This is a genomic window from Pedobacter sp. BS3 (assembly GCF_008274585.1).
Classification (GTDB): domain Bacteria; phylum Bacteroidota; class Bacteroidia; order Sphingobacteriales; family Sphingobacteriaceae; genus Hufsiella_A.
Genome location: NZ_VTRT01000010.1, coordinates 58,286 through 84,093, shown reverse-complemented (window position 1 = coordinate 84,093; position 25,808 = coordinate 58,286). Strand labels below are relative to the sequence as shown.

19 protein-coding genes are annotated in these 25,808 nt (G+C 44.2%); 11 read left to right on the top strand and 8 right to left on the bottom strand.

The window, feature by feature from the left end; genetic code table 11:
• Positions 1 to 257: 257 nt before the first annotated feature.
• The 4 genes from FW774_RS19370 to FW774_RS19355 form a co-directional block, all read right to left on the bottom strand.
• The gene (locus tag FW774_RS19370) at positions 258 to 953 is read right to left on the bottom strand and encodes an RluA family pseudouridine synthase (protein ID WP_149350033.1); all 696 of its coding nucleotides are present in this window, start codon (positions 951 to 953) and stop codon (positions 258 to 260) included.
• 145 nt (positions 954 to 1,098) lie between these two features.
• Entirely contained in the window at positions 1,099 to 1,914 is an 816-nt protein-coding gene (panB, locus tag FW774_RS19365; protein WP_149350031.1) for a 3-methyl-2-oxobutanoate hydroxymethyltransferase, read from the bottom strand.
• A gap of 868 nt (positions 1,915 to 2,782) precedes the next feature.
• Positions 2,783 to 4,054 (bottom strand): M16 family metallopeptidase, encoded by a 1,272-nt coding sequence (locus FW774_RS19360; protein WP_149350029.1) that lies wholly within the window; start codon positions 4,052 to 4,054, stop codon positions 2,783 to 2,785.
• On the bottom strand, positions 4,051 to 5,292 hold the full coding sequence (locus FW774_RS19355; protein WP_149350027.1) for a M16 family metallopeptidase: 1,242 nt from the start codon (positions 5,290 to 5,292) through the stop codon (positions 4,051 to 4,053). The genes FW774_RS19360 and FW774_RS19355 overlap by 4 nt, the downstream gene beginning before the upstream one ends.
• A 176-nt stretch (positions 5,293 to 5,468) precedes the next feature.
• Here FW774_RS19355 and ade point away from each other — a divergent pair, with 176 nt between their 5' ends.
• From ade to FW774_RS19335, 4 genes are all read left to right on the top strand, one after another.
• Entirely contained in the window at positions 5,469 to 7,103 is a 1,635-nt protein-coding gene (ade, locus tag FW774_RS19350; RefSeq protein ID WP_149350025.1) for an adenine deaminase, read from the top strand.
• A 506-nt stretch (positions 7,104 to 7,609) separates the two neighbouring features.
• The gene (carA, locus tag FW774_RS19345) at positions 7,610 to 8,713 is read left to right on the top strand and encodes a glutamine-hydrolyzing carbamoyl-phosphate synthase small subunit (protein WP_149350023.1); all 1,104 of its coding nucleotides are present in this window, start codon (positions 7,610 to 7,612) and stop codon (positions 8,711 to 8,713) included.
• Positions 8,714 to 8,747: 34 nt separating this feature from the next.
• The gene (locus FW774_RS19340; protein ID WP_149350021.1) at positions 8,748 to 9,515 is read left to right on the top strand and encodes an ABC transporter ATP-binding protein; all 768 of its coding nucleotides are present in this window, start codon (positions 8,748 to 8,750) and stop codon (positions 9,513 to 9,515) included.
• 145 nt (positions 9,516 to 9,660) lie between these two features.
• The gene (locus FW774_RS19335; protein WP_149350019.1) at positions 9,661 to 10,749 is read left to right on the top strand and encodes an ABC transporter permease; all 1,089 of its coding nucleotides are present in this window, start codon (positions 9,661 to 9,663) and stop codon (positions 10,747 to 10,749) included.
• Between the two features lie 84 nt (positions 10,750 to 10,833).
• Here the strand turns inward: FW774_RS19335 and FW774_RS19330 are convergent, their stop codons facing one another.
• Complete coding sequence (locus FW774_RS19330; protein ID WP_149350018.1) at positions 10,834 to 11,133, bottom strand: FtsB family cell division protein; 300 nt, start codon at positions 11,131 to 11,133, stop codon at positions 10,834 to 10,836.
• Between the two features lie 330 nt (positions 11,134 to 11,463).
• Between FW774_RS19330 and nth the strand changes: the two genes are divergently transcribed.
• The 3 genes from nth to FW774_RS19315 all read left to right on the top strand — a co-directional run bounded on the left by nth (position 11,464) and on the right by FW774_RS19315 (position 14,358).
• The gene (gene nth, locus FW774_RS19325) at positions 11,464 to 12,123 is read left to right on the top strand and encodes an endonuclease III (protein WP_149350016.1); all 660 of its coding nucleotides are present in this window, start codon (positions 11,464 to 11,466) and stop codon (positions 12,121 to 12,123) included.
• A 248-nt stretch (positions 12,124 to 12,371) separates the two neighbouring features.
• The gene (recA, locus tag FW774_RS19320) at positions 12,372 to 13,382 is read left to right on the top strand and encodes a recombinase RecA (RefSeq protein WP_149350014.1); all 1,011 of its coding nucleotides are present in this window, start codon (positions 12,372 to 12,374) and stop codon (positions 13,380 to 13,382) included.
• 367 nt (positions 13,383 to 13,749) lie between these two features.
• Complete coding sequence (locus FW774_RS19315; RefSeq protein WP_242457887.1) at positions 13,750 to 14,358, top strand: superoxide dismutase family protein; 609 nt, start codon at positions 13,750 to 13,752, stop codon at positions 14,356 to 14,358.
• A gap of 159 nt (positions 14,359 to 14,517) precedes the next feature.
• On the opposite strand, the gene FW774_RS19310 is transcribed toward FW774_RS19315, so the two are convergent.
• From FW774_RS19310 to FW774_RS19300, 3 genes are read right to left on the bottom strand one after another with little or no spacing between them, the layout of a single operon-like run.
• Positions 14,518 to 14,742, bottom strand: coding sequence for a hypothetical protein (locus tag FW774_RS19310; RefSeq protein ID WP_149350012.1), 225 nt, complete (start codon positions 14,740 to 14,742; stop codon positions 14,518 to 14,520).
• A gap of 19 nt (positions 14,743 to 14,761) precedes the next feature.
• Positions 14,762 to 15,169, bottom strand: a complete 408-nt coding sequence (locus FW774_RS19305; protein ID WP_149350010.1) for a GreA/GreB family elongation factor — start codon at positions 15,167 to 15,169, stop codon at positions 14,762 to 14,764.
• 49 nt (positions 15,170 to 15,218) lie between these two features.
• Positions 15,219 to 15,443: a hypothetical protein gene (locus FW774_RS19300; RefSeq protein ID WP_149350008.1), complete on the bottom strand. Its 225-nt coding sequence runs from the start codon at positions 15,441 to 15,443 to the stop codon at positions 15,219 to 15,221.
• A gap of 785 nt (positions 15,444 to 16,228) precedes the next feature.
• Here FW774_RS19300 and FW774_RS19295 point away from each other — a divergent pair.
• The 4 genes from FW774_RS19295 to FW774_RS19280 all read left to right on the top strand — a co-directional run bounded on the left by FW774_RS19295 (position 16,229) and on the right by FW774_RS19280 (position 25,687).
• A complete protein-coding gene (locus FW774_RS19295; RefSeq protein WP_187774966.1) occupies positions 16,229 to 21,760 on the top strand; it encodes a beta strand repeat-containing protein in 5,532 nt (1,843 codons plus the stop codon).
• 67 nt (positions 21,761 to 21,827) lie between these two features.
• Complete coding sequence (gene lpxK / locus FW774_RS19290) at positions 21,828 to 22,889, top strand: tetraacyldisaccharide 4'-kinase (RefSeq protein ID WP_149350004.1); 1,062 nt, start codon at positions 21,828 to 21,830, stop codon at positions 22,887 to 22,889.
• A complete protein-coding gene (locus FW774_RS19285) occupies positions 22,861 to 23,676 on the top strand; it encodes a purine-nucleoside phosphorylase (protein WP_149350002.1) in 816 nt (271 codons plus the stop codon). Before lpxK ends, FW774_RS19285 begins: the two co-directional genes overlap by 29 nt.
• Before the next feature lies 1 nt (position 23,677).
• Positions 23,678 to 25,687 (top strand): putative porin, encoded by a 2,010-nt coding sequence (locus FW774_RS19280; RefSeq protein WP_149350000.1) that lies wholly within the window; start codon positions 23,678 to 23,680, stop codon positions 25,685 to 25,687.
• The last annotated feature ends 121 nt before the right edge of the window (positions 25,688 to 25,808 follow it).

The window sequence follows — 25,808 nt, the reverse complement described above, 5'->3', positions numbered from 1 at the left end:
ATACTAATCCTTAACTTAATGACATTGCCCAGCGGGACAACCGCTTTGTAACAACACAAGTGTGTAGCAAGCGTGCCGTAGGTACGTTTCCTTCCAATTATACCGTAGTCACATACTTGCAAAAACACTTTGCATCTTAGCCAACGCTTTGCCGTGGCCAATCCCCACTGGCAGGCCGGAGAAACGCACAAATTTGAGTATTATAGACGTTCTTCGTCTTGCAATCTCCTGTCTCAATACCCACCGCTCAATACCCGCTACGATTTCTCAAACACCTCAAACTTTTCCCAGAAACCATCGTGCGGGAGCGGAGCAAAAACAGCTACCGGCTCATGCTTTACCGGATGAATGAATTGCAATTGCCGGGCATGTAAGCAGATACTTTTTTTAAGACTGCCACGAGGGTAACCGTATTTATTGTCGCCAACAATGGGGCAACCTAACGTGGATAACTGCACCCGTATCTGGTGCGGCCTGCCGGTAATTGGGTTTACCTCGATAAGATAATAACCATTCAGCTCGCCGATAAGCCGGTAGTTCAGTTCGGCACGCAGGCTTCCGGCCACTTCATGGTCGTATGCCTTCGTTACATTTTTTTGCGGATTTTTTACCAGCCAGTGCACCAGGTTACCTTCGGGCTGCGATGGTTTGTTACGAACCACGGCCCAGTAGGTTTTATGCATCTGGCGGTTTTTGAACAGCTTGTTTACGCGGTCTAAAGCTTTGCTGGTTTTAGCAAACAGGATGACGCCGCTTACGGGACGGTCTAAACGGTGCACTACGCCCAGGAATGCGCCATTGGGCTTATTATACTTTTGGGCGATAAACTTCTTGACCTTTTCGTCGAGCGATTCATCGCCGGTATTGTCTACCTGCACAATATCGCCGGCCCGTTTATTAACGGCAATGAGATGATTATCTTCGTATAAAATATCTTTTTCTGTTACCTGCACTGTATTTTGTTTAATAAACCCGGTTGCAGCGGATACCGGCCTTGTGGCTAATGCCCCGCGAGGTTTCGGGGCGGGCTGAAGGCGTATGAGCGTAAAACGGGACTATGGTAAGCGATAGATCACTGCATTTGCTTTTCCTGACTTATCAATATTGCTCTTTTTCGTTAGGGAAATCCTTATCTTTTACATCCTGCACGTAACGACCAACGGCGTTTTTCATTTCTTCGTACAGGTTGAGGTACTGGCGCAAAAACCGGGGCTTAAAGCCCTTAGTAAGGCCAAACATATCGTTAACAACCAACACCTGGCCATCGCAATCGGCACCGGCACCAATGCCAATGGTCGGGATTTTGAGGCTTGCCGTAACTTCTCTTGCCAGCATAGCGGGTATTTTTTCAAGCACAATGGAGAAGCATCCGGCCTGCTGCAGCACCTGTACATCGTTGCGTAGCTTTTCGGCTTCGGCTTCTTCTTTTGCCCGCACGGTGTAGGTGCCAAATTTATAAATGGACTGCGGCGTTAGGCCCAAATGTCCCATTACCGGGATTCCAGCCGTAATGATACGCTCTACCGACTCGCGGATTTCGGCGCCGCCTTCCAGCTTTACGGCATGCGCTCCGGATTCTTTCATAATACGGATAGCCGAGCTGAGCGCTTCCTTGGAGTTGCCCTGGTACGAGCCAAACGGCAAATCGACAACTACCAACGCCCGTTTTGCCGCCCGCACCACGGACGAAGCGTGATAAATCATCTGGTCTAAAGTGATGGGCAGCGTAGTTTCGTGTCCGGCCATAACGTTCGAAGCCGAATCACCCACCAGGATAGCGTCTATACCGCCATCATCAACAATGGTCGCGGTAGAAAAATCGTACGAGGTTAGCATCGCGATTTTTTCGCCACGCTCTTTCATTTCCTGGAACGTATTGGTGGTTACGCGGCGTATTTCTTTGTTTACAGACATGCCAGACAAGTTTAATTGCCAAAAGTATTAAAAAAGGTGGGAAGGGTGAAGGGTTTTAGGTTCTAAGTTTTACGTAGCTGATGGTTCAAGCTAATGGACAGTTGACACAGTTGACAATCGTTAGTTTATACTCAGCAAGAAAAGACAAGGAAAAAGATTAAATCGTGAAATACTATCTTAGTATAAATAAGCTCCATCTGCTGCCCTAACTTTAAGTTGACGTAAGGCTGAACCTAATATCCATATTAAGGACAGCAGATTTATTGAGTCAAAGCAGAGAGTATTTAGGGCAGAACCCATTATCACGATTTTAGCTACTCAAATGGGGAGCATAAAACAAAATGTTATGCAAGTATATGGAATTGATTTGTCAAAGGAGAAGTTCGATGTAAGCTTCCTTGATTCAACAGGAGAAGAAAAGAACAAAACCGTGAAAAACGGATTGTCGGCTATTTCTGGAGAGAACAATCTACAGTGTGGTAAAGAACAAAAAAGTATTCTCTGCTGACTACGTAGGTATAGACCCCAGAGTAATAAATGCAAACCGCTCCGAAAAAAAAGTGGCCTGATAGCTTGCATTTTATTAGAGTATATGGATAGTGGATAGTGGACAGTGGACAGTGGACAATGGACAATGGACAATATCTGTATGGTTCAGCTCCCCTCTTCCGCCAACTGCGGAGCTGGGGGTGAGGCCAAGCAAAAGCATAGACCCAAGAAAGGTAGAGGGTGGAAGGCATAAGGTTGTACCTTATAAGTTTTACGTAGCACTGCCATGTTCCCTTCTTCCTCCAGTTGGCGGAGTTAGAGATGAGGCCAAACACAAACAAAGAAGCAGAGATAAGACTAACTAACAACCAACTACCAACTACCTCCTACCCACAATCACCTTTTCAAACCTGTCAAAATCAAGGTACTGGTTAGCGAGCTCCTGTAGCCGTTGTGGTGTGATGGTTTTAACGGTATTCACGTAGTGCTCAAAATAATCGTAACCTAAGCCGGAAAAATAAATATTCTTAAACTTATCAGCGTGAGAGAACGCGTTTTCAAGGCTTCCTAAAAAAGAGCCAAGCATATAATTACGTACTAACGCAAGCTCATCCGGCAGTATGAGTTCATCACGTAATAACCGGACTTCCTTTCTGATTTCTTCCATGGCAGCGCCGCACACTTCCGCCCCAACTTCAGAAGCAATGAACAAATAACCCGCATGCTGTAAAGACACCAGCGCCGAGCCGATACCATACGTATATCCCTTATCTTCGCGAATATTAGCCATTAAACGGGAGCCAAAGTAACCGCCTAAAACGGTATTAAGCACCTGTAGCCCGGCAAAATCCGGGTGCGACCGGTTAATGGCCAGTATACCCATGCGTATGGCAGACTGCAACGCTTCCGGCTTTTCAATGTAATGTTCCTGTCCCTGCCCTGCCGTAAATCCGAATGTATTTTTATGATACGAAGCCTGCGATTTCCATTCGCCGAAATAACTGTTCAATTGGGCAATAACATGGTCATTAACCTTTCCTGATGCTACGATTATGCAGTTCTGCGGCTGATAAGCCGTTGAAAAGTACGAACAAACATCTTCACGTTGCAGCTCCTGGTAATCGGTAACGGTTACCGGATGCCCATAAATGCTGCTTCCAAACAACGCATGGCCAAGAGTCTGCCGGGCAACAAAATCATTCTTTTCCAGCTGTACCTTGATCTGCTGCTGGTGATTAAGCCGGTAAACCTCCAATTCATCTACGGGGAATACCGAATGGGTCAATACATCGTGTACAACGGGCAAAACGTTATCCAGGTACTTATTCAGCGTATATAAAACCAACGATGAATGGTCATACGTATATTCAGTTTGCAGAAAGGCTCCGTAATAATCGATCTTTTCAGCGATTTGTGCCGCGTTTAAAGTCGCTGTACCCTCGTTAAGCATTCCGTTAGCCACAGAAGCCTGTAAAGGCCGCGATGCATCCCAGTTGACATTATCGAAAATAAATTCCAGGCGTATTAAGTCCTGCTCTCCGGAATAAATGGAATACACCGGGATACCGTTATCTAATTTTAAAGGAACTGCCTGAATAAGGTCTACTTTTTCAATCTGCCTGAAGGCTGGAGCTATGGTTCTGTCTATCATGCGCCGGCTAAATAATATAATGTAGATGAATTTTCTTTGGTGAATAGTTTTGCTGCACGCTGCTGTATATCGGCAGTACTCACCGCCAGGTATTTATCAATCTCGTGATTAAACCCGTCGGCATCGCCCAGCAATTCAAAATAAGCCAGGTTCATGGCTTTATCCAGCAGGTTCATTTCGCTGAACACGAACGTTGATTCCTGCTTATTTTTTACTTTATCAAGCTCCATATCGGCTACAAGAGTCTTTTTAAGCTGTTCCAGCTCTTCCCAAACTGCCTGTTCCGCCTGGTGAATATCAATGCCGGGAAGCAATTTACCATCAATCACAAACAAGCCGGCATCAATGCTTCCCGTATGATAAGCGTGCAAATCGCTGAAAAGCTTTTTACCCTTAACCAGGTTTAAGCACAACCGTGATGAGTTTCCGCGTGAAAGAATATCCGAAATTAAATCACATTCATAATAACCGGCTGTTTTGCGGGCAGGCATGTGAAAGGTAATATACAAGGCGTTTAATGGCACGTGGCTGCTGGTAACGGTTTCTGCTCGGGCCTCGGTCTGAACAGGTTCCTGCGGCAGGTTCCGGTTGTATTTTTCGCCTGCCGGGATAGGCCCGAACCACTTTTCGGCAAGAGCTTTAACTTCATTGGTAGTTACATGCCCCCCAACCACAAGAATGGCATTTTGCGGGTTATAGTGCTTCTTAAAAAAGGCCTTTACATCCTCAATCCTGGCATCGGCAATGTGGGCAATCTCCTGCCCTATGGTTGGCCAGCGGTACGGATGAACTTTATACGACAGCGGTCTGAGCTTTAGCCATACATCGCCGTAGGGCTGATTCAGGTAACGCTGTTTAAACTCTTCAATAACTACATTTCGCTGCACATCCAGGCTTTTTTCGCTGAACGCCAGACTTAACATGCGGTCGCTCTCCAGCCAGAAAGCCGTTTCCAGGTTCTCGGCGGGCAATGTGATATAATAATTGGTGATATCGTTGCTGGTAAAGGCATTATTTTCGCCGCCAACCCGCTGTAAAGGCTCGTCGTAGCTGGGAATATTTACCGAACCACCGAACATGAGATGCTCAAACAAATGCGCAAATCCCGTCTGGTTAGGATTTTCATCACGTGCACCTACATCGTATAAAATATTAACTACCGCCATGGGCGTAGTTTTATCCTCGTGGACCAACACCCGTAGTCCGTTATCTAACGTAAACCGATCAAATTTTACCATTACTGTGGCAAAGGTAATAGTTTTGTTGGAGTATCATGAAGCCCACCCCAACCCTCCCAAAGGGAGGGAGCTAGTCTATGCTCCCTAGTCGTGTTTCTTGCCTCTCTATCAGCTATGAACCATAAGCTATAAGCTGAAAAAAACCTAAATTTAGGCCATACTTAACTTATCATCTCATGACCATCACAGGAAACATCGTCGATATTTTTAATCGGTCCATCTATTACGGCTCTGTTCGTACAGAAAACGGCCTTATTCAGAACATAGAGCAGTTTAGTTCATCACCGAAAGACGGTTTACCGTTTATCCTGCCGGGATTTATAGATGCTCATGTACACATTGAAAGCTCCATGCTCGTGCCCTCTGAATTTGCCCGGCTGGCCGTAGTACATGGCACTGTAGCTACTGTAAGCGACCCACACGAAATTGCCAACGTGTGTGGTATGGAAGGCGTTGAGTTTATGATTGAGAATGGCAAAAGCGTCCCGTTTAAATTTCACTTTGGCGCTCCAAGCTGCGTTCCGGCAACCGTTTTTGAAACAGCAGGCGCAACTATAAACTCCGGCCAGGTAGCTCAATTGCTTGAACGTGATGATATTTTCTATTTATCTGAGATGATGAATTTTCCCGGTGTATTATATGGAGACGAAGAGGTATTAAAGAAAATTGCGGCAGCCAAACATACAGGCAAACCGGTAGATGGCCATGCTCCGGGATTGCGGGGCGAACAGGCCCGTAAATACATTTCGGCGGGTATCAGTACAGACCACGAATGTTTTACCCGCGACGAGGCTTTGGATAAACTGAATGCCGGTATGAAAATCATCGTTCGGGAGGGCAGTGCCGCTAAAAATTTCGAAGAGCTGATTGACTTATTGCACGACCACCCGGATGCCATGATGTTCTGCAGCGATGATAAACATCCCGACAGCCTGGTTGAAGGGCATATTAACAAGCTATGCCAACGGGCTTTACAAAAGGGAATTAACCTTTTCAACATCCTGAAAGCAGCCTGTGTTAATCCGGTGTTGCATTACAAACTACCGGTTGGTTTATTGCGTAAGGGCGATGCTGCCGATTTTATCGCGGTAGAAAGCCTGGAAAACTTCAACGTATTGCAAACCTGGATAAACGGACAATTAGTAGCTGAAAATGGCAAAAGCCTTATCCTGGGAAAAACGGTAACAGCCATTAATAATTTCAGCTGTTCGCCTAAAAAAGCGGAAGATTTTCAATACCCGGCACAAACCGGTATATCCGAAGTCGATGTGATAGAAGCCTACGATGGTCAGCTGATAACCGGCTGGAAAAAATATCCGCTTAAAGCGAGTAACGGTTTTTTAATTACCGATACCGCTGCCGATATTTTAAAAATTGCCGTAGTAAACCGTTACCGGGATGCTCCGGTTGCCATCGCATTTATTAAGAATTTCGGGTTAAAAGAGGGAGCTATTGCCTCTTCCGTAGCTCACGACAGCCATAATATTGTGGTCGTAGGCGTTGATGATAAAAGCATAGCACAAGCCGTAAACCTGGTTATTGAGCAACAAGGCGGAATCAGCTGCGTAAGCAGCACTGAAAGCCAGATTTTAGCTTTGCCCGTTGCCGGATTAATGAGCACAGACAATGGTTATGACGTAGCCGCCGCTTATACCAGCATCAGCAATAAGGCAAAAAAGCTCGGCTCCATACTTTCAGCCCCGTTCATGACACTCTCTTTTATGGCCTTACTGGTTATTCCCCGACTTAAATTAAGTGATAAAGGCTTATTTGATGGCGAAACGTTTACGTTTGTGCAGGAAAAGAGGTAGAGGGCAGAAGGTTTAAGTTTTATGTGGCTGGTGGTTCAAGCTAATGGACAGTGGGCAGTGGACAAGGGACAAGGGACAATGGACAGTGGACAGTGGACAATGGAGAGTTGACAATGGAGAGTTGACAATGGGCAGTTGACAATGGACAATATCTGTATGATTCATGAGTTGAAAGAGAGACAAAAGCAAAAGGCTAAAAGCCAAAAGCTATAACAGAAGAGACAAAACAAGAAGCAGAACCTACTCCTCCCTTGCGCCACCGCTAAAGCTAAGGCAGCACGCGGTTGGGAAGGTCGGGGTGAGCTTAACCAAAAAACTCCACCTTGCTGTTTACAGATTGGCGAATAATTCTTACCTTTGTCCCTCGTGCAAACAGAAGTCACCTGCTTCATCACGCCAAGTACTTTTAACGCGGATTTTCTCCGTAAACTACCTTCTTTTTTATTAAGTTCCCGTAAGGGCGAAACCTGCAACATACAATTACAGCAATATATTTTAACAGATAAATGACAACGAATTACACCAAACTGCCCGCAATTTTACTCCTGGAGGATGGAACGGTCTACCATGGCAAGGCCGCCGGTAAAATAGGTACTACCACCGGCGAGATTTGTTTTAATACCGGAATGACGGGATATCAGGAGATTTTTACTGACCCTTCGTATTTCGGACAGATCATGGTTACCACCAATGCGCACATTGGCAATTATGGTATCCATGACGATGAAACTGAATCGGGCAACATTAAAATTTCCGGGCTGGTGTGCAAAAACTTTAATATTGCTTACAGCCGCAAGCTATCCTCAGAATCTATCCAGGATTATTTCCAGGAAGAAAACATTGTAGGTATTTCGGATGTAGACACCCGCTCGCTGGTGCGTCATATTCGTGATAAAGGTGCCATGAACGCCATTATTTCATCAGAGATACTGGATGTTGAAGTGCTGAAACAGAAGCTGGCCGAAGTTCCATCAATGGACGGGTTAGAGCTTTCATCAAAGGTTTCTACCCGGGAACCTTATTTCTACGGCGACTCAAACAGCACATATCGCGTAGCTGTACTTGACCTGGGTGTTAAGAAAAACATTCTTCGCAACTTTGATAATCGCGATGTTTATGCCAAGGTTTTCCCGGCCAAAACCAGCTTCAAGGAAATGGAAGCCTGGCAACCACACGGCTATTTCATCTCTAATGGCCCCGGCGACCCGGCGGCTATGCCTTATGCCATAGATACGGTTACCGAAATATTGCAGGCCGATAAACCGATGTTCGGTATCTGCTTAGGGCACCAGCTACTGGCACTGGCCAACGGCATACGCACCCGGAAAATGTTTAACGGGCACCGGGGCATCAATCACCCGGTAAAAAACATTATTCTTGACCGTTGTGAAGTTACCTCGCAAAACCACGGTTTTGGCGTAGTGGCCGAAGACATTGAAAAATCTGACAAGGTTGAGATCACTCATGTTAACCTGAACGATCAGTCGATTGAGGGAATACGGGTTAAAGGCAAAAAGGCTTTTTCGGTGCAATATCACCCGGAGTCATCTCCCGGCCCGCACGATTCCCGCTACCTGTTCGACCAGTTTGTAACATCCCTGCAAAACTAATGTTCTCCACCCTGCGGTAAATAATTATCGGGAAATGGAAGAAAAACCGGCTATTATCACGGTAAGTAACCTGGTAAAAAAATACGATGATTTTACCGCGGTAAACCATATCAGCTTCAGCGTACAGGAAGGCGAAATTTTCGGGTTATTAGGCCCAAACGGAGCCGGTAAAACCACCACGCTGGAGATCATGGAAACCTTACGGGATAAAACTTCCGGCAAGGTAATCATCAATGGCTTCGACCTTGATCAATCGCCTGCGGCCATTAAGCGCATTATTGGCGTGCAGCTACAGGCAGCCGGGTATTATCCCAATTTAAACCTTACCGAGCTGATCGAGCTGTTTTCGGGCCTGTATGGCGTACCGGCCAATCCCATGCAATTGCTTGAGAAAGTAGCGCTTACCGACAAGGCCAAGGCACGCTACAAGGCTTTATCCGGCGGACAAAAACAGCGCTTTTCTATAGCTACTACGCTGATCAATCAGCCCAAAATCATTTTCCTGGATGAGCCTACCACCGGTTTAGACCCGCAGGCCCGGCGTAATTTATGGGATCTGATCCTCGATATACGCCAATCCGGAACTACAGTGGTGATCACTACACATTATATGGACGAGGCCGAAGTGCTGTGCGACCGCGTTGCCTTTATTGACAGCGGTAATATTATCGGCATTAACACCCCCGACCATTTTATTGATGAACTGGTAGCCTCGGGATTTGAACGCACCAAAGAAGTGAAAAAAGCTAATCTGGAAGACGTATTTATACACCTTACGGGAAAAGCATGGCGGGAAGGATGAAGAAATAGAAACAAGAGCATAGAAGCAAGAAAATTAAGCTGAAAGCATAAGTTATGTGTTGTGAGTTATGTGTTGTGGGACTCGTAACCCGTAACCCGTAACTCACAACCCGTAACGATTTAACACTAACTAACAACTAAATAAAATGCAATACAGCAATACAAAAGCAACCCTGGCTATGGCGAAAGCCAGCTTCAGGTCTATCCTGCGCAGCCCGTCTGCTGTGGTATTCAGCCTGGCATTTCCGCTGGTGTTTATTGTTGCATTTGGATTTATTAAAGGCGGTGGTGTAAAAGTAGATGTGGGTGTCGATAAAGCCAGCAACCCGGATAACCCGGTATATTCTATACTAAAACACACTATGGTATTGCACCTGGTTGAAGATCAAACCGAGGATGAAATGCAAAAAAACCTCCAGCGAGGCCACCTCGATGCCATTATTAATATTCAAAAAAACACCACCGGAACTCCTTATACTGTTGCGGTTCAGTATACCAAAGCATCGCCCGATAAAAAGCAGGTTCTAAGCTCGCTGTTGCACAACATTTTATATAAGCTCAACTCAAAAGCGCTCCAAACGCCTGAACCGGTTGCCAAATTAGAGGAGGCCAGCATACAGGGACGTGAGTATAAAAGCATTGATTTCATATTACCCGGTCAGTTGGGGTTTTCATTACTCAGCAGCGGCGTTTTTGGCACAGCTTTCGTTTTTCTGAGCCTGCGGCTAACCCTGGTTATCAAACGTTTTTTTGCTACACCCGTTAAGCGCTCAAGCATTGTGCTTGGCGAGGCGCTTGCCCGTATCGGCTTCTCGCTGATCGGCGCACTATTCATTATTGTTTTAGGCCATTACGTATTTGGCTTCACGCTGATACATGGCATCGTTACCGTATTAAACCTGCTCATACTCTCAGCCATCGGACTGATCGTATTTATGGGATTCGGCTTCGCAGTATCAGGTATTGCCCGCAACGAGAGTTCTGTGCCACCTATAGCCAACATCATTACCTTACCGCAGTTTCTCCTGTCGGGAACATTCTTTTCTATCAGTGTTTTTCCAACCTGGCTGCAATACATCAGCAAGGCATTACCCCTCACCTATCTTAACGAGGCGATGCGCAATGTAGCGTTCGACGGAGCCAGCCTGTTTGATGTCAGGCAGCAGCTACTGATTTTACTATTGTGGGGAGTCGCCATTTATGCACTGGCAGTGAAAGTGTTTAAATGGGAATAGCGAAGTGTGGAAGTTATCCAACACAAGCTAACCTTACGCTCAGGCAAACACGTTAAGCTTGCGCCAGCGAAAAGACGTTACAAATTACTCCTTACTCTTTGCCGGAACAATGATATAAACATCTTCATTGTCTTTTTTCATGTGGTATTTTTCGCGGGCAAATTTTTCGAGTTGATCGCGATTGGTGGTCAATTCGTCGAGGTCTTGTTTTACTTTTTCTATCTGCTGGGTATAAAATTCCTTTTCTTCTTCGAGCTTATTGAGTTGGGTTCTGTATTCGTACTGTGACATCAGGTCGTTACGGTCGAAAAACAGCATCCACACGACAAAGGCCACAGTCGAAATCAGGTATTTATTACGAATGAGATGAACAAAACGAGCCATTGCAATCAAAGGTAAATAAAAAACGTCCGAAGATTTGAATACTCCGGATGTTTTCCAAGTTTTTTTATGTTCGATTGGGCGAAGCTCCAGCTTCGCCCGACTACTTTTAAGCCTCTGGCTTTATACCTGTTAATATTAAATGAACCCTTGCTAACCTTCACTTAGCCAGCCATTCAAGCTTATACCAGCGAAGTGAACCATGAACCATACGCTACACAGATTCCTCGTTTTGTTTCCAACCTTAAGTTTCTCACTATTGTCAGAAATCAATGTAACGCTGTTGGAAGGGTAACTTTTTCCTTTTGATTAACAATAATTACATTTGCCTCTATGCAGAAAAAAGAGCGCTACAAAGCCTTTGTCGATTATTTTTCAGAACACCAGCCCAATGCCGAAACCGAGCTGCATTACTCCAATCCATACGAATTATTGGTTGCCGTAATATTATCAGCACAATGCACCGATAAGCGCATAAACCAGGTTACGCCCAGGTTATTTGAACGTTTTCCGGATGCGGAGAGCCTGGCTGCCGCATCTTCCGACGAGGTTTTCACCTACATTCGCAGTGTAAGCTATCCGAACAATAAGGCTAAACACCTTGTTGGCATGGCTCAAAAGCTGGTTCACGAGTTTAATAGTGTAGTGCCTTCTGATGTTAAAACCCTGCAAACCTTGCCCGGGGTAGGTCGCAAAACGGCCAACGTTATTGCCTCTGTTATTTACGATGTTCCGGCGCTGGCCGTAGATACGCATGTGTTCCGGGTGGCAAACCGTATTGGTCTTACCAGCAATGCCCGTACTCCGCTTGCGGTAGAAAAACAACTGGTTAAATACCTGCCGAAAGATAAAATCGCGGTAGCACATCACTGGCTTATTCTGCATGGTCGCTACATTTGCGTAGCCCGGAAACCGAAATGTGAGATATGTCCGTTAACCTGGTTTTGTAAATACTTTGAATATGTCAAAATTCAAAAATCGGGCATTAAATAAAACCGAATAAAAAATTGAGTATATTCGTTAGTCAGGATAATTAAGAGTATGTTAAAAATGAAAAGTAAGTTATACAGGGCTGCTGGTATTTCCACTAGCAGTGGCAGAGGCCATGGACGGTGTCCTCACCGTCCATTAATTAAACCTGTAAAACCTCTATATAAATTTAATCAACTCTAAAAAATGATAATATTTTTAGCATAATTTATTAAAACAAATACTATATTTGCATTTATAAAACTAAAATAATGAGCAATCCGGAAAAATTAAAAGCCCTGCAATTAACCTTAGATAAGCTTGAAAAATCATACGGCAAGGGTACAATAATGAAACTTGGCGATACAGCTGTAGAACCTATCGATGCCATTTCAACCGGCTCTATTGGTCTGGATATTGCGTTGGGTATTGGCGGATTACCCAAAGGCCGGGTTATAGAAATATACGGGCCGGAATCATCCGGTAAAACCACCCTGGCTATTCATGCCATAGCCGAAGCACAGAAAAAAGGCGGTATAGCAGCTTTTATTGATGCCGAGCACGCCTTCGATAAATTCTATGCAAAGAAATTAGGTGTGGATATTGAGAACCTGCTGATATCGCAGCCGGATAATGGCGAGCAGGCACTGGAAATTGCCGATAACCTGATCCGTTCAGGCGCTATTGATGTTATCGTTATCGACTCGGTAGCCGCATTGGTTCCGAAGGGAGAGATCGAAGGCGAAATGGGCGACTCTAAAATGGGATTACAAGCCCGTTTAATGTCTCAGGCACTGCGTAAACTGACCGGAACCATCAGCAAAACCGGCTGCTGCTGTATCTTCATCAACCAGCTACGCGATAAGATCGGCGTCATGTTTGGTAATCCAGAAACCACTACCGGTGGTAATGCCCTCAAATTCTATGCATCGGTAAGGCTTGATGTACGCCGTATGTCGCAAATTAAAGATACCGATGAGGTATCGGGTAACCGCGTGAAAGTAAAAATTGTGAAAAATAAAGTTGCCCCACCCTTCAGGGTAGCTGAATTTGATATTATGTTTGGCGAAGGAATTTCTAAAGCCGGCGAAATCATTGACCTGGGCGTTGATTTTGATATTATCAAAAAGTCAGGTTCCTGGTTTAGCTACGGCGATACCCGCTTAGGCCAGGGACGCGATGCCGTAAAGCAGCTCTTGCTGGATAACCCTGATCTGATGGATGAATTGGAAGCAAAAATTAAAGAAACCGTTACAGGAGAAAAGCTGGAAGGCAGGGAATAAAGAAGTGTATAATAGCGTTCTCAGCAACATTTACCTGCTGAAACAGTATAGCCAGATGGAATGTGATTTCATCTGGCTTTTTTTATTACAAATCCCGTCGGGCGAAAGGGAGCGTTGTTGAGCAAACCGAAATCCCAGGCATCCAGAATTGTTCGTTGTGCCTTATTCGTTTTTAATTGGTCATTGTCAATTGTCCACTGTCAACTGTCAATTGTCCACTGTCCACTGTCCACTGTATTAAATTTTCTCAAACCAAAAGCCATTTAAACCGTTAAAGTTTGCGTTAACTGATCTTTTCAGGATATTACAAATCCAATAATAACCCGGTCTGTTTCTGGCAGGCTGTTTATCTAAAACAATTAAAACCATGAAAAAAGAAAATCTTTTCGGAATGATGGCTATTGCACTGATTATAGCCGCAGGTTGTAGTAATAATAACCGCAACCAAAACATGACAGACAGCACCATGGCCATGTCTGATACTTCTATGACCGATTCAATGGCTTCGGGAGCTAATGCAACTATGGCGCATGCCGATATTAGCGCAACCAAAACCGATACCGCCGGAACGGGCACCGCTGATTTTGTCAAAGAAAGCGATGGCACTGTTCAGCTACAGTTAAAAATTCATTTCCCGTCAATGGCCAATAAAAGTGTAGCTGTGCACATTCATGAGCATGGCGATTGCGGCGATTCAGGCAAAATGACCCACGGCCACTGGAACCCAACTCATGAGCAGCATGGTAAATGGGGATCAGCATCCTATCATTCCGGCGATATTGGTAATGTACAATTAGATAACAAAGGCGACGGCGAATTAACCATGAAAACAAACCGCTGGAGCATTGGCGGCGATTCAACAACCAATGTAGTGGGCCATGGTATCATTGTTCACTCTGGCGTAGACGATTATAAATCACAACCGGCAGGTAATGCAGGCAGCAGAATTGGCTGCGGTGTGATCACTGCCATGTAGTAGCATTCAAAATCCAGGATCAGAAAGAGTGTCTAAAAGGTTCCCGTCATCCCGAGCGTAGTCGAGATATCTTCGTCAGAAATGCTTGGAACTTCACCTCCTAAAGTCGTCGAAATGACGATGTCTTTTGGCTTTTTAGACACTCTTTTTTTATTGCTATCAGCTTCCGCTCTTACTTATCTTCCATCCCATTTCTACCCGTTCGCTCATTAGCTGCTCATAAAGCCGGATAATGGCATGATATAAATCGGCAGAACGCTCATTATCTTCAAACCGCAAGATGAGTGGAAAAATTTCCCGGTTATAGGTGATCACCCGGATACTATCCTGCGTGTAGGTAGCAGTCAGTCTTTTCAGAAGCTCTTTTACCATTTGCCAGTCCATAGCATAATTCTTTAATGGATTATTTGACTGCGGGTTCAACGTCCAATACATCACGGGTAACGTTTACTATCCTGAAAGTTTTCAGGCCATTAGGCATTTCCCATTGTACCTCAGCGCCCACACCATACCCCAACAGGGCCACTCCTATTGGCGCCAATACCGATAATTTGTACTTTTTCATATCAGCTTCATCAGGACTTACCAGTTGGAAAGTAAAACGCTGCCCTCCTGCAACTTCCTCAATTTCAACCTGCGAATTGGTTGCAACAATATCATCAGGCAGATCTTCCAGCCTCATTATCCGGGCCGACTGCAATTCCTCATTTAGCTTCTTCCTGTTAAATTCAGACAAATTACTGCTTAATTTCAGATGACTCTGTAAAAGATCAAAATCGTTTTGAGAAATAATTAAACGTGCATTTTCCATGTTACTATAGATTTATATAAAAACATTAATTGATAACAAACAGACCTTATTACGGGAGCGAACTGCGCCGTCTTAACCGGTCAAAGTGCCGGCTGATCAGCTTCCTGCGCTGCAAATAATGGTAAGCCGCCAGTTGTAATAACGACAACGTAATGGCGACAAATAATAGCAACTGCTCGTGAGTAAATAAAGCACCCAGGATAGCTGCTATATTGAGTAAAAAAATAAAAACAAATGCAACCCGTGTATAGGGGTAAAATCCAACTGGTTTCATGAAATAAAATTTTAAACAGTAAAAGAAGAAAAAGCGGAATGATACTCCCCAAGCCTGAAAAACAGAGGCCGGGGCTTACTGAATAAAGTCCTTACTGCTCGTTTGGAAAGAATACCCGATTGGAGACGCAGAACGGCCGAGCATACAACAACACCGGTACGCCTGCTGCATCTGTAATGCATGGCATCTCATTGTAGTGGTATGTATATGCTTCTTGTTATTCATAATAGTCCTTGTTGACCATGATGTGATACGAAGATAAGGTATTTATGTATTAGAAACAAAAATTATTACTGCATGCTGCCAGAACAGGCGCAACTGAAAATTCGGCGTCATCGCTGTATGCAATAGCAACAGGAAGAAACTTAAAACGAAGCAATCTCGTCGCCAATTGAGAGATTACCTCAACCCACACGGTCATACAGTGATGACGAAAAAAATTTGATACAGCACCTTGGTGCGCTGCTGATTATTGGTTAACAGCCGCTTTTAAAGTTTTTTTGATATTAACCAGGCTAACACTCCGCCTTAACTCATTCGAATTAAAATACCCTATTATATCTTATATTTTCATATACAGCTCCAATAACATGATTTCGCAAAACTATTGGTTAACCACAGATAACATACTTCATAAGCAGGCAATTTTTTTTCAGAAAAAAGCCACCAGACGCACCAAAAACGATATTAAAAAAAATTTAACTCAAAAAATGAGCTACAACATTGTGATTGTCAACTATTTTTATATAATTTTGCTCCTCTTAACCCCTTTAATACGCTCAACCATGAAAAAAAATTTACGCATCTCTTATTGCGGCAAAGTCTTTACTGCAATATGTTTATTAATCACTTGTTTTGTAATTACCGTATCAGGCCAGATTTATGTATCTGCTTCAGGCGATGATATTACCGGAAACGGTTCGTCAGGATCGCCGTACAAAACCATTAACAAAGCAATAAGTACAGCAACAGGCTCGGCTGTTACTATCAACATTGCGGCCGGTATTTACGATGAGAATGTTGTAATTAACAAAACCAATATTAAGCTCCAGGGTGCAGGAAATGCAAATAGTTTAACCTATAATCCTGCTACAAATACTATTATTAAAGCTGTATCATTAGCCGATGTTACCCACGAAGGAATCTTCATCAACAATAATATTACCGGGACTGAAATTACAGGGATTATTGTTGACGGATTTAAAGCCGGAATAGTTGGAAAGCTAGGCAACAGTAATACCAGCATAACTTATTGTGACATCATCAATAACAACGCTTCCGGCGGGATTGGTGAGCAAGGTGGAATTTATTTTAACGGACCATTGGACAATATAGTCTTTGACCACAACTATCTTGAAAATAATGGCATGGCTGGAGGCTTTAGGCAAATGGTTATTTGGAATGGGTTTAAAACCCATGTTAATATAACTAATAATACCGTAAAAAACACGGATGCCTGTTGTTCTATCGAGCTTCAGGACGGAACAGCATCGGGTGTGAATATTTCAAACAACACGATAGAAAATTCAAGTGATAATGGTATTGGCGTTACAGGCTTAACTTCAGGTGCTGGCCCTAATATTATTTCAGGCAATACCATTACGGTTGCTAAGCGCTACGGTATTGAAATAAAAAACCCGATGGGCAGCGGTGCTGATGATGAAGTGGCCGATGGCAGTATTATCGTGAAAAATAATATTATTACACGGTCAGGAAGTTTGGGTACTGAAAAACGTGACCTGGCAGGAATCGCAGTCTTTCGTCGTGGGGTACTAGAAGATAACAGCGCAGGTTATTTAGATGTTCCGGCAGGTGTAGTGATTAAAAGCAATACCATTGACGGATTCCAACAACCGGATGCCAATGGTGAAGGATATGGTATTGTGGCTGAAGGCGTTCTGGTAACTATAAAGGATAACATTGTTAAAAACTGTGATGTGGGCATCCAGCGACAGTCGGGCAATGCCAGTGGTTACGTTAAAAATAATAAGGGCGATGCCGACCAGGCCGCAGTTGATGACTATTTCGACCGTGGTAACTCGCCTTTTTCTGCCGCAATAACGTTATCAGGCAATGATTTAAGCACCGGAAATATCGTACAGACACGTGATCAATTTGCAGCAAACACTTATTTTGGCGATACGCAATACGTGTTTAACACTACGCTAAACACCGCTTTTGCGACTATTGGCCTGGGTGTCGAAGCTGCTTCGGCCGGGAATACACTGCAACTTTCAGCTAATACCTTTGATGAACGGGTTATTATTGACAAAGCCATTACCATTGATGGGTTAGATACCACCAAGGCAAAGGCTACTTACACAGGCCCTGCTATAACTACTACCGGAAACGGTATACCTACCATTTTTACTGTTGCCTCGCCCAATGTGACTATTAAAAACATTAATTTCATTGTTAATTTAGATAAAATACATTCAGCTATCCATTCGTATGGAGATGTTAGTGGCATAACCATTACAGATAATAATTTTGTAGCCGCGGCTACTGGTACATTGGTAAGTGGAAAACTAAAATATACTTTCCGCAATGCGGTAGGTATTAACATTGACCCGTACGATTCTGATTATAGTAATGTAAATACAGGAATAACCGGGGTAACCATCCAGCGAAATACGGTACAGGGACTTATCGGGGGCACACCGGCTAAAGGGTTCAGAGGCGGCTTCCAGGTTGACAGGGCAAGAAATGTACTTATTGGCGGCAATACTGCCGCTGATGGAAATACTGTTCAGACCATCAGTCAGGACGTTATTTGCCGCTTCTTCACCGATGGCGATGTAACCGTAAAGAACAACACCCTGAACGGTGGCGGACTCGAAATGTCATCTACAAACAACGCATCGGGCACGGTTACTGTTGAGGATAACAGCTTTGATGGAACAACTTCAAATACTTACACTTCACTAGCCCGTTTCCAGTTTAACACCAATAAAAAAACATTCATTGTAAAGAACAACACGTTCACCAATGTAAACTGGGGAATGAGCTTAGAAAACTTCAACAGCATTACATTAGACGGCAATACGTTCACGCCATCGGTTGACGGGTTCAGATTGGTTACTATTAATACCAAAGCTCTGGTTACTTCTCCTCCTACAACCTTACCAATGGGCTTTTTAATGAAGAATAATACATTCAACGGGTTAGCAGGAAGCACCAACGGTACCGCGATAGGGTTCTACAATCACAATGAAGATGGCACAAGTAACTACATAACCAATTCATCATACCTTATTGGTCAGCCCGGAGCTGAGAATACCTTTAATACCAATATTAAAAACTTCATCTGGATAGATAATTCCAATGGTATTTCAACAACAGATGGCACATTCCAATCAACATACCCGGCAGATTATGGTGGAATTCCAGCCACAACAACTGGCTATTGGACAAAAGACATTACTGCTGTTTATAACAAGTATGATATCGGAGCCGGTCTCCAACTAGCCGGCGATATGAATTCATCAGACCGCACAACATTAAAAACGTTTATGCACGATAAGGATGAAGATAATAATATCGGAGAAGTACTTATCTATTTTCCGGTTAAGGATATAACTTCCGGTTATGGGTTTGCCTCGATACAAGATGCTATTGACGATGCTACCACTCAAAACGGTGATGTGATCAACGTTGACGCTGGAACCTACACCTTAACCAGTGGTATCCAGATAAACAAAGAACTCACCATTCAGGGCAACAATAATACAACCAGCACTAAACCTGTAATTAATGGAAATGATAATTCAGCACAACAGGCATTATTTATTGTAAACAAACCCAATACTACCATTTCAAACTTCAGAATAGAAGTTGCTCAAAATGGAAGCACTAAAAACGGAATAAGGGCTCCCCTTTCAGGCACTTACAACAACCTGACTATTCAGGACAATGAAATTGTGGCCATGAGTTCCTCCTATGCTACCTCCTCTACAACAACCCAGTTTGGCACGTATGGCGTACAGTTGGGACATCAGTTAAACGCGTCTCCCCAGGTTTACGATAAAGTAACTATTATACGTAATACTATCACAGCCGACAATCCTAAGTCAGCGTTCGGACGTGCTATCCGTTCGTGGAACATTAACGGAACCATTGGCGGGTCATCGGCAAACGCCAATACATTAAAAGCTTATTTCGCTTCATTCCAGGGAGGTATTTTTGGTGGAGACGCTAACGAAACCATTGATTTCAGTTACAACAATATCATTGCCGGAAAATTAGATCTGTCAGTTTTCAAAACTCCGGGCAATACCATTTCTCATAACACCATTTCAAGTGGAGGCACAGCTTTAAAAGCTACCTGGGCTAGCAACGATGAAGATGCCGCCGACCAATTCCCTGCACTTATTGAAATTAATTCTTCTACTGCCGGAGATGTTACCTTAAGCGACAATACTATTCAGGACTATAAATATCTTGGTATTTTTGTCATGGCTTCGAGCAATGTAAATATTAAAAATAACACATTAACTCCGCTCTCTGGCGTTACTGACTTTACAGCGATAGCTGTTAATACCAAAACATCTAACAGCAATGAGAACAGCTTCGATTCGTACGATAACATCACCATACAGGGAAATACGCTGAACGGTTCGGGCAGTGCTGGCGGAAGAGGTATCTGGTTTGCCAATCATCAGGGCACAGCGTCTGTTATTCCGTTTACCAATATAAAAGTAGGCGGTACCGGTTCTGAAGAAAATACATTCGCATCCAGCCTGGCTACCTACATCGATTTAGACAACCAGGAAGTAGCCGATTCAAAAACAATTTTCCCCTGGAATCCGGAGTTTAAAAGCCCAACTAATGCCAGTTCATTTTACTATGGAAGCAGCTTATCCGCATCACCAACCGCAGCCTATAAAGGTGATGTAGACGCATCTGGCAATATATTTGGCGGTTCATCTTCTTCAGCCATGACTAACGCCGATTTATATGCCCTTGAAACAAAGATCAGCCACGGCATTGACAACGGAACAACCGGCTTTGTAACCATCAAACCGCAAATGGCCTATGTAAGCACCGCTACGGAAACCATCAACGCATTTGCTGTTGTGCCTGATGCCAACTATACTGTTTTGGTAAAAGCAGGAACAGACCTTTCTTCGGCTACTATTTCGGCAGACCGGGATATTACATTAGATGCGGAAAATGCGACAATATCCTTAAGTGGCGTTACTATCAATGCCGCCGGTAAAACATTAACTCTTGCCAAGCCAGTAACCGTTGGTGCATTAACGACCACTGCAGGTGCAATTAAAACAGATGCTACCAATATTTTAAGCGTATCCTCTCCAACCGGGATTACAACCCCGACCGCCAATGGCTATGTTGACGGTCCAATGAAGGTAACTGCCGATGGAACCAATGCCATTATATTCCCTGTAGGTAAAAATGGCGCCTCTGCTCCTATTGAAGTAAGCGGTACAGTTAGTTCAGATATTTTCACTGCCGAATACTTTAAAACTGCCTACAGCGATGTAAGCAGTGTAGAAAGCGGCTTAACTGGCGGTGTAAGTGGTCATGAATATTGGAATTTAGCGCATAGCGGCGCTTCAAATGCAGTAACCGTTACACTGTACAGCTTTGATAAAACGGCCAGTAATATTGCCGGTAGTACAGGTTACACTGTTGCCCACTACGAAAGTGGCGAATGGAAGAACTATGGCGGCACAATTGTCGATGGAGTACCCTATAAAGTAACTTCTACCACAACTTTATCTTCATTCAGTCCGTTTACGTTTGGTTCAACCGACAATGTTCTTCCGGTTAACCTCATCAGCTTTGAAGCTGTTGCCAAAACACAGGGAGCCATGTTAACCTGGGTTACCGCATCCGAAAACAACAACCTGCATTTTGAAATTGAGAAAAGCAGCGATGGCGTAAACTTCACAACGATAGGTATTGTACCCGCACAAGGCGCCGGTAATTATACCTATACTGACGGAACGCTTAGCGGTCTTGCTTATTACCGCCTGGTTCAGGTAGACATAAACGGTAAACGCACCGTTTATACCGATAAAGTTCGTGCAGTAACCGGCCTTAACGGCAACAATATTGTACTGAGCGCTTACCCTGTACCAACACCGTCATCATTAAATGTAATAGCCGGAACACCAGGCAGTGAGCAGGTAACCTTTAAAGTGCTCGATTTGTACGGACGCACTGTCATCAGCCAGTCCGGATTAAGCAACAGCAAACATGAGCTTAACCTGGCATCATTAGCTTCGGGTATTTACACCCTGCAGGTAACTACGTCAGTGGGCGTTAAAGTTCAAAAAATCATCAAGCAATAAATAAATCGGCTATTGCCTCGATAAAAGGCCGGGTAATTGCCCGGCCTTTTATATTTTTACACCGGTTATGCAAATGCTCAGATGGTTGTTACTTCCGTTCTCACTGCTCTATGGGCTGGTAGTGTATCTGCGTAATTTTTTTTACAATCACGGCATATTCAAAAGTTACACCTTTGACCTGCCGGTTATATCGGTAGGTAATATCACAGTAGGTGGTTCAGGTAAAAGCCCGGCAACAGAATATCTTATCCGCTTGCTGAACAGCCGGTATCGTATAGCCACCTTAAGCCGTGGCTACGGACGACAGACAAAAGGTTTTTTGGAAGTAACCACTACAACACCCGCTACCGAAGGCGGCGATGAGCCGGTACAGTTCAAGCAAAAGTTTCCGGCAATTACCGTAGCGGTATGCGAAGACCGGGTAAAAGGTATTCAGCAGCTTCAGCAGAATCACGATGTTATCCTGCTGGACGATGCATACCAGCACCGGGCCGTTAAGCCCGGCCTGTCCATCCTGTTATTTGATTATAACCGCTTACATGAACCTCAGCTTCTGCTTCCGGCAGGAAATCTACGCGAACCGCGAAGCAGTAAGAGCCGGGCGGATGTTATTATCGTGACCAAAACACCAGCTAATCTGGATAATAATGAACGGCAAGAGATTGGCAAAAAAATCCGGCCGTTACCCAAACAACAATTATTTTTTTCATACCTGCAATACGGTAACCTATTGTCGCTTCATGATGGACATAATAAAGCCTTGGGAAGCATCGCTCCGCAAACAGGAATTGTTGTGCTTACCGGGATAGCCTATGCCGAGCCGTTACTTAAGGAACTGCAACGCTATACCAGTCATATCCGGCACATCCGCTACCCCGACCATCATACCTACACCACAAAAAATATTAGTAAACTTGCAGAAATATTTAACGCATGGCCGTATACCGAAAAGCTGATTATTACCACCGAGAAGGACAGTCAGCGGTTGCGCATGCCGGAGTTTAAACAACTTTTAGATACTTTGCCTGTTTACTATCTGCCTGTTGAAGCACGCATTCACCAGCCCGACGAACACAGGTTTAATCAGCTCATAGAACTATATGTTAGAAAGTATAGAAACAACTACTGAATATATAAAACGACGTATAGGCGATTTTAATCCCGAAATAGGCATTATTTTAGGCACAGGGCTGGGGGCGTTGGTCAACGATATCGAGATACAGCACCAGTTGCTCTACGCCCATATCCCGGATTTCCCGGTGTCAACGCTCGAATTCCATTCCGGGAAATTAATCTTCGGCACGCTTAGCGGTAAACGCGTTGTCGCCATGCAGGGCCGCCTTCACCTGTATGAGGGCTACAACATGCAGCAGATCACGTTCCCCGTCAGGGTAATGAAAATGCTGGGCATCAGGCAACTGTTTGTATCCAATGCCAGCGGCGCACTTAATCCCGGCTATCGCAAGGGCGATTTAATGATCATTGACGACCACATTAACCTTCAGGGTAACAATCCCTTACGGGGAAGAAATTACGACGAGTTAGGCCCCCGTTTCCCGGATATGAGCCAGCCGTATGACCCGGTACTACTTTCAAAAGGATTGGAAATCGCAAGCCGGCATAATATTACCTGTCATAAAGGAGTTTATGTATCAGTTTTAGGCCCGAATCTGGAAACACGTGCAGAATACCGTTTTTTACGGATTATTGGCGGCGATGCGGTGGGCATGAGCACGGTACCCGAAGTTATCGTAGCGAACCACATGAGTTTGCCAGTCTTCGCCATATCCGTTTTAACAGATGAAGGATTCCCGGAAACGTTAAAGCCTGTATCTGTAGAGGAAATTATAGAAGTGGCCATGAAAGCCGAACCCAAAATGACACTGATTCTTAAAGAGCTTATTGCCACGTTATAAGATGCGGAACACGTTAACCCGGATTTTAATTTTCATATTATGGTGTTGCAGTTGCAGCGCAGCCTTAGCACAAATACGCCCTGCCGAGCCGCCCAATACACAACAGCAGCCAAAGGATAGCGGCTCGGAAATTGACTCGTTACGTAAGCGTGAAGAACAGCAGCAGGATACGGTTATTTTTACAGCTAAATACATACGGTACACCACTATCGGCTTATTAAAGGACAGTACCCGTACATTGCCATTAGATACCACGCTCAATAATTACGAAAACTACAATCCGCTGTTTCAGCCTCAATCGCCAACGGCAAACCTGGGCAATATGGGCCTGCCGTATCGCGATTTATTGTTTACACCCCGTAAAAACATTGGCTTCGATGCCGGCTTTCATGCCTTAGATGCTTATTTATTAACCGAAGATTCCATTAAATACTACCGGGCACGAACACCCTTTACCCAACTTTACTACGTTAACGGCGGACAAGCACAGCAACTATTTAAGGTTATTCATACACAAAACATCAAGCCTAACTGGAATTTCGGAGCTAATTATAACCGTATAGGCGGCAATGGCTTTTATAAAAATCAAAATCCCGACCATACCAATATCGCGGTTTTTACCTGGTATCAATCGCCGGGAAAACGCTATAATGCACTGGCCAATGTGCTGTTTAACACGTTAAAGGCAGCCGAAAACGGTTCGGTAGTGAATGACAGCTTATTTACAACCAGCCAAACCCTCGGTCATGATGCGCAAACCGTGAGCCTTAGCGGAAGCCAGGGCAACACACCCCGGCAAATCTGGAAAAGCAAAACGTTCTACCTGAAGCAGTTTTATTATATCGGCCGGATAGACAGCCTTACATCCGACAGTAATTCCAGCATTTTACCTACACAGCGCATATCGCACAGCATTTCTTATTCATCCAATAAATACCAGTTTTATAAAAACGAGGCTGATACATACGGGGCTCTCCCCCAACTGATACCCGCCGTTTCAGACCCGCTAACCAACGACTCTACCCTGGTTACCGATTTGCGGAATGAGTTCTTCTACAGTTTCTACCTGCGTGGTAAATCGGTAAAATTTATCAAGAACGAGATGAAGCTGGATTTAGGCTTTCAGCACGATTTATACCGGTACGAGCAGATGGGCACAAAGCTATCGTTCCAGAACATTACGCTAAAGGCTAACGCCGGATACCGTTTCAGCGACCGTGTAAATATCCAGGCCAACCTGCAGCAGGTTGCACAGGGACGTAACGCGGGCGATTTTTTATATGAAGCTAATACCAATTTCCTGCTCAGCAACTCGGTTGGGCGAATTGTACTGGGCGCTTACCTGCTTAACCGTTCGCCGGAGCTGATGTTTGAGCGGGTTAACTACCAATATTATTCCTGGCTCAACAATTTCGACCGGCCTAAGACAACCAACTTCTCTTTCTTTTACGAAAACCCTAAATTCAGGTTTTCAGCCAAAGCCGAATACTTCCTGCTAAGCAAATACCTGTACTATGCATCCGGAGCTTTGCCGAAGCAGGTTATTCCGGTACAGTCAGGCACTGATATCAACCTGCTTAAAGTTTCCGTTGGTAAAAAATTCACATTTGGCAAGTTCAACCTGGACAATTACATTGTGTATCAAAAAACTGACAATAATGATGTTCTACGGGTTCCGGAGTTATATTCTTATAATAGCCTGTATTTCTCTAACCGCTTTTTTAAGGTATTGTATACCAGTATCGGTTTTGATGTCCGCTACAACACCGCCTATCCGGTATCATCGTACGCGTTGGATATCATGCAGTTTTATAACGGAACGCCGGTTAAATATGAGACCTATCCGTTAGTGGATGTGTGGTTAAAGGCCAATCTCCGCCGGGCTAATTTATTCCTGAAATACAATTATGTCAATCAGGGATTCCCGGCCAAAGGCTATTATACCGTAAACCGTTATCCTATGCAGGACGCCTTACTGACTTTTGGCGTACAGTGGAATTTTTATGATTAAGCCTCCGGCTAGTATTGCGTAATGAGCATTGCGTATTGAGATGATGTAATTGCTAAATTGTTATATTGTTGTTCGTTATTCGTTGTTTGCCTTACGCCTTAAACCCTCTGCCTTCTACCTT

Bases quoted from the DNA above. Each gene is read 5' to 3' on its own strand.
- FW774_RS19335 (WP_149350019.1), top strand. From the start codon at position 9,661: ATGCAATACAGCAATACAAAAGCAACCCTGGCTATGGCGAAAGCCAGC.
- FW774_RS19285 (WP_149350002.1), top strand. From the start codon at position 22,861: ATGTTAGAAAGTATAGAAACAACTACTGAATATATAAAACGACGTATA.
- lpxK (WP_149350004.1), top strand. From the start codon at position 21,828: ATGCAAATGCTCAGATGGTTGTTACTTCCGTTCTCACTGCTCTATGGG.
- nth (WP_149350016.1), top strand. From the start codon at position 11,464: ATGCAGAAAAAAGAGCGCTACAAAGCCTTTGTCGATTATTTTTCAGAA.
- FW774_RS19340 (WP_149350021.1), top strand. From the start codon at position 8,748: ATGGAAGAAAAACCGGCTATTATCACGGTAAGTAACCTGGTAAAAAAA.
- FW774_RS19315 (WP_242457887.1), top strand. From the start codon at position 13,750: ATGAAAAAAGAAAATCTTTTCGGAATGATGGCTATTGCACTGATTATA.
- FW774_RS19295 (WP_187774966.1), top strand. From the start codon at position 16,229: ATGAAAAAAAATTTACGCATCTCTTATTGCGGCAAAGTCTTTACTGCA.
- FW774_RS19300 (WP_149350008.1), bottom strand. From the start codon at position 15,443: ATGAAACCAGTTGGATTTTACCCCTATACACGGGTTGCATTTGTTTTT.
- FW774_RS19360 (WP_149350029.1), bottom strand. From the start codon at position 4,054: ATGATAGACAGAACCATAGCTCCAGCCTTCAGGCAGATTGAAAAAGTA.
- FW774_RS19280 (WP_149350000.1), top strand. From the start codon at position 23,678: ATGCGGAACACGTTAACCCGGATTTTAATTTTCATATTATGGTGTTGC.
- ade (WP_149350025.1), top strand. From the start codon at position 5,469: ATGACCATCACAGGAAACATCGTCGATATTTTTAATCGGTCCATCTAT.
- FW774_RS19305 (WP_149350010.1), bottom strand. From the start codon at position 15,169: ATGGAAAATGCACGTTTAATTATTTCTCAAAACGATTTTGATCTTTTA.
- recA (WP_149350014.1), top strand. From the start codon at position 12,372: ATGAGCAATCCGGAAAAATTAAAAGCCCTGCAATTAACCTTAGATAAG.
- FW774_RS19355 (WP_149350027.1), bottom strand. From the start codon at position 5,292: ATGGTAAAATTTGATCGGTTTACGTTAGATAACGGACTACGGGTGTTG.
- FW774_RS19330 (WP_149350018.1), bottom strand. From the start codon at position 11,133: ATGGCTCGTTTTGTTCATCTCATTCGTAATAAATACCTGATTTCGACT.
- carA (WP_149350023.1), top strand. From the start codon at position 7,610: ATGACAACGAATTACACCAAACTGCCCGCAATTTTACTCCTGGAGGAT.
- FW774_RS19310 (WP_149350012.1), bottom strand. From the start codon at position 14,742: ATGGACTGGCAAATGGTAAAAGAGCTTCTGAAAAGACTGACTGCTACC.
- panB (WP_149350031.1), bottom strand. From the start codon at position 1,914: ATGTCTGTAAACAAAGAAATACGCCGCGTAACCACCAATACGTTCCAG.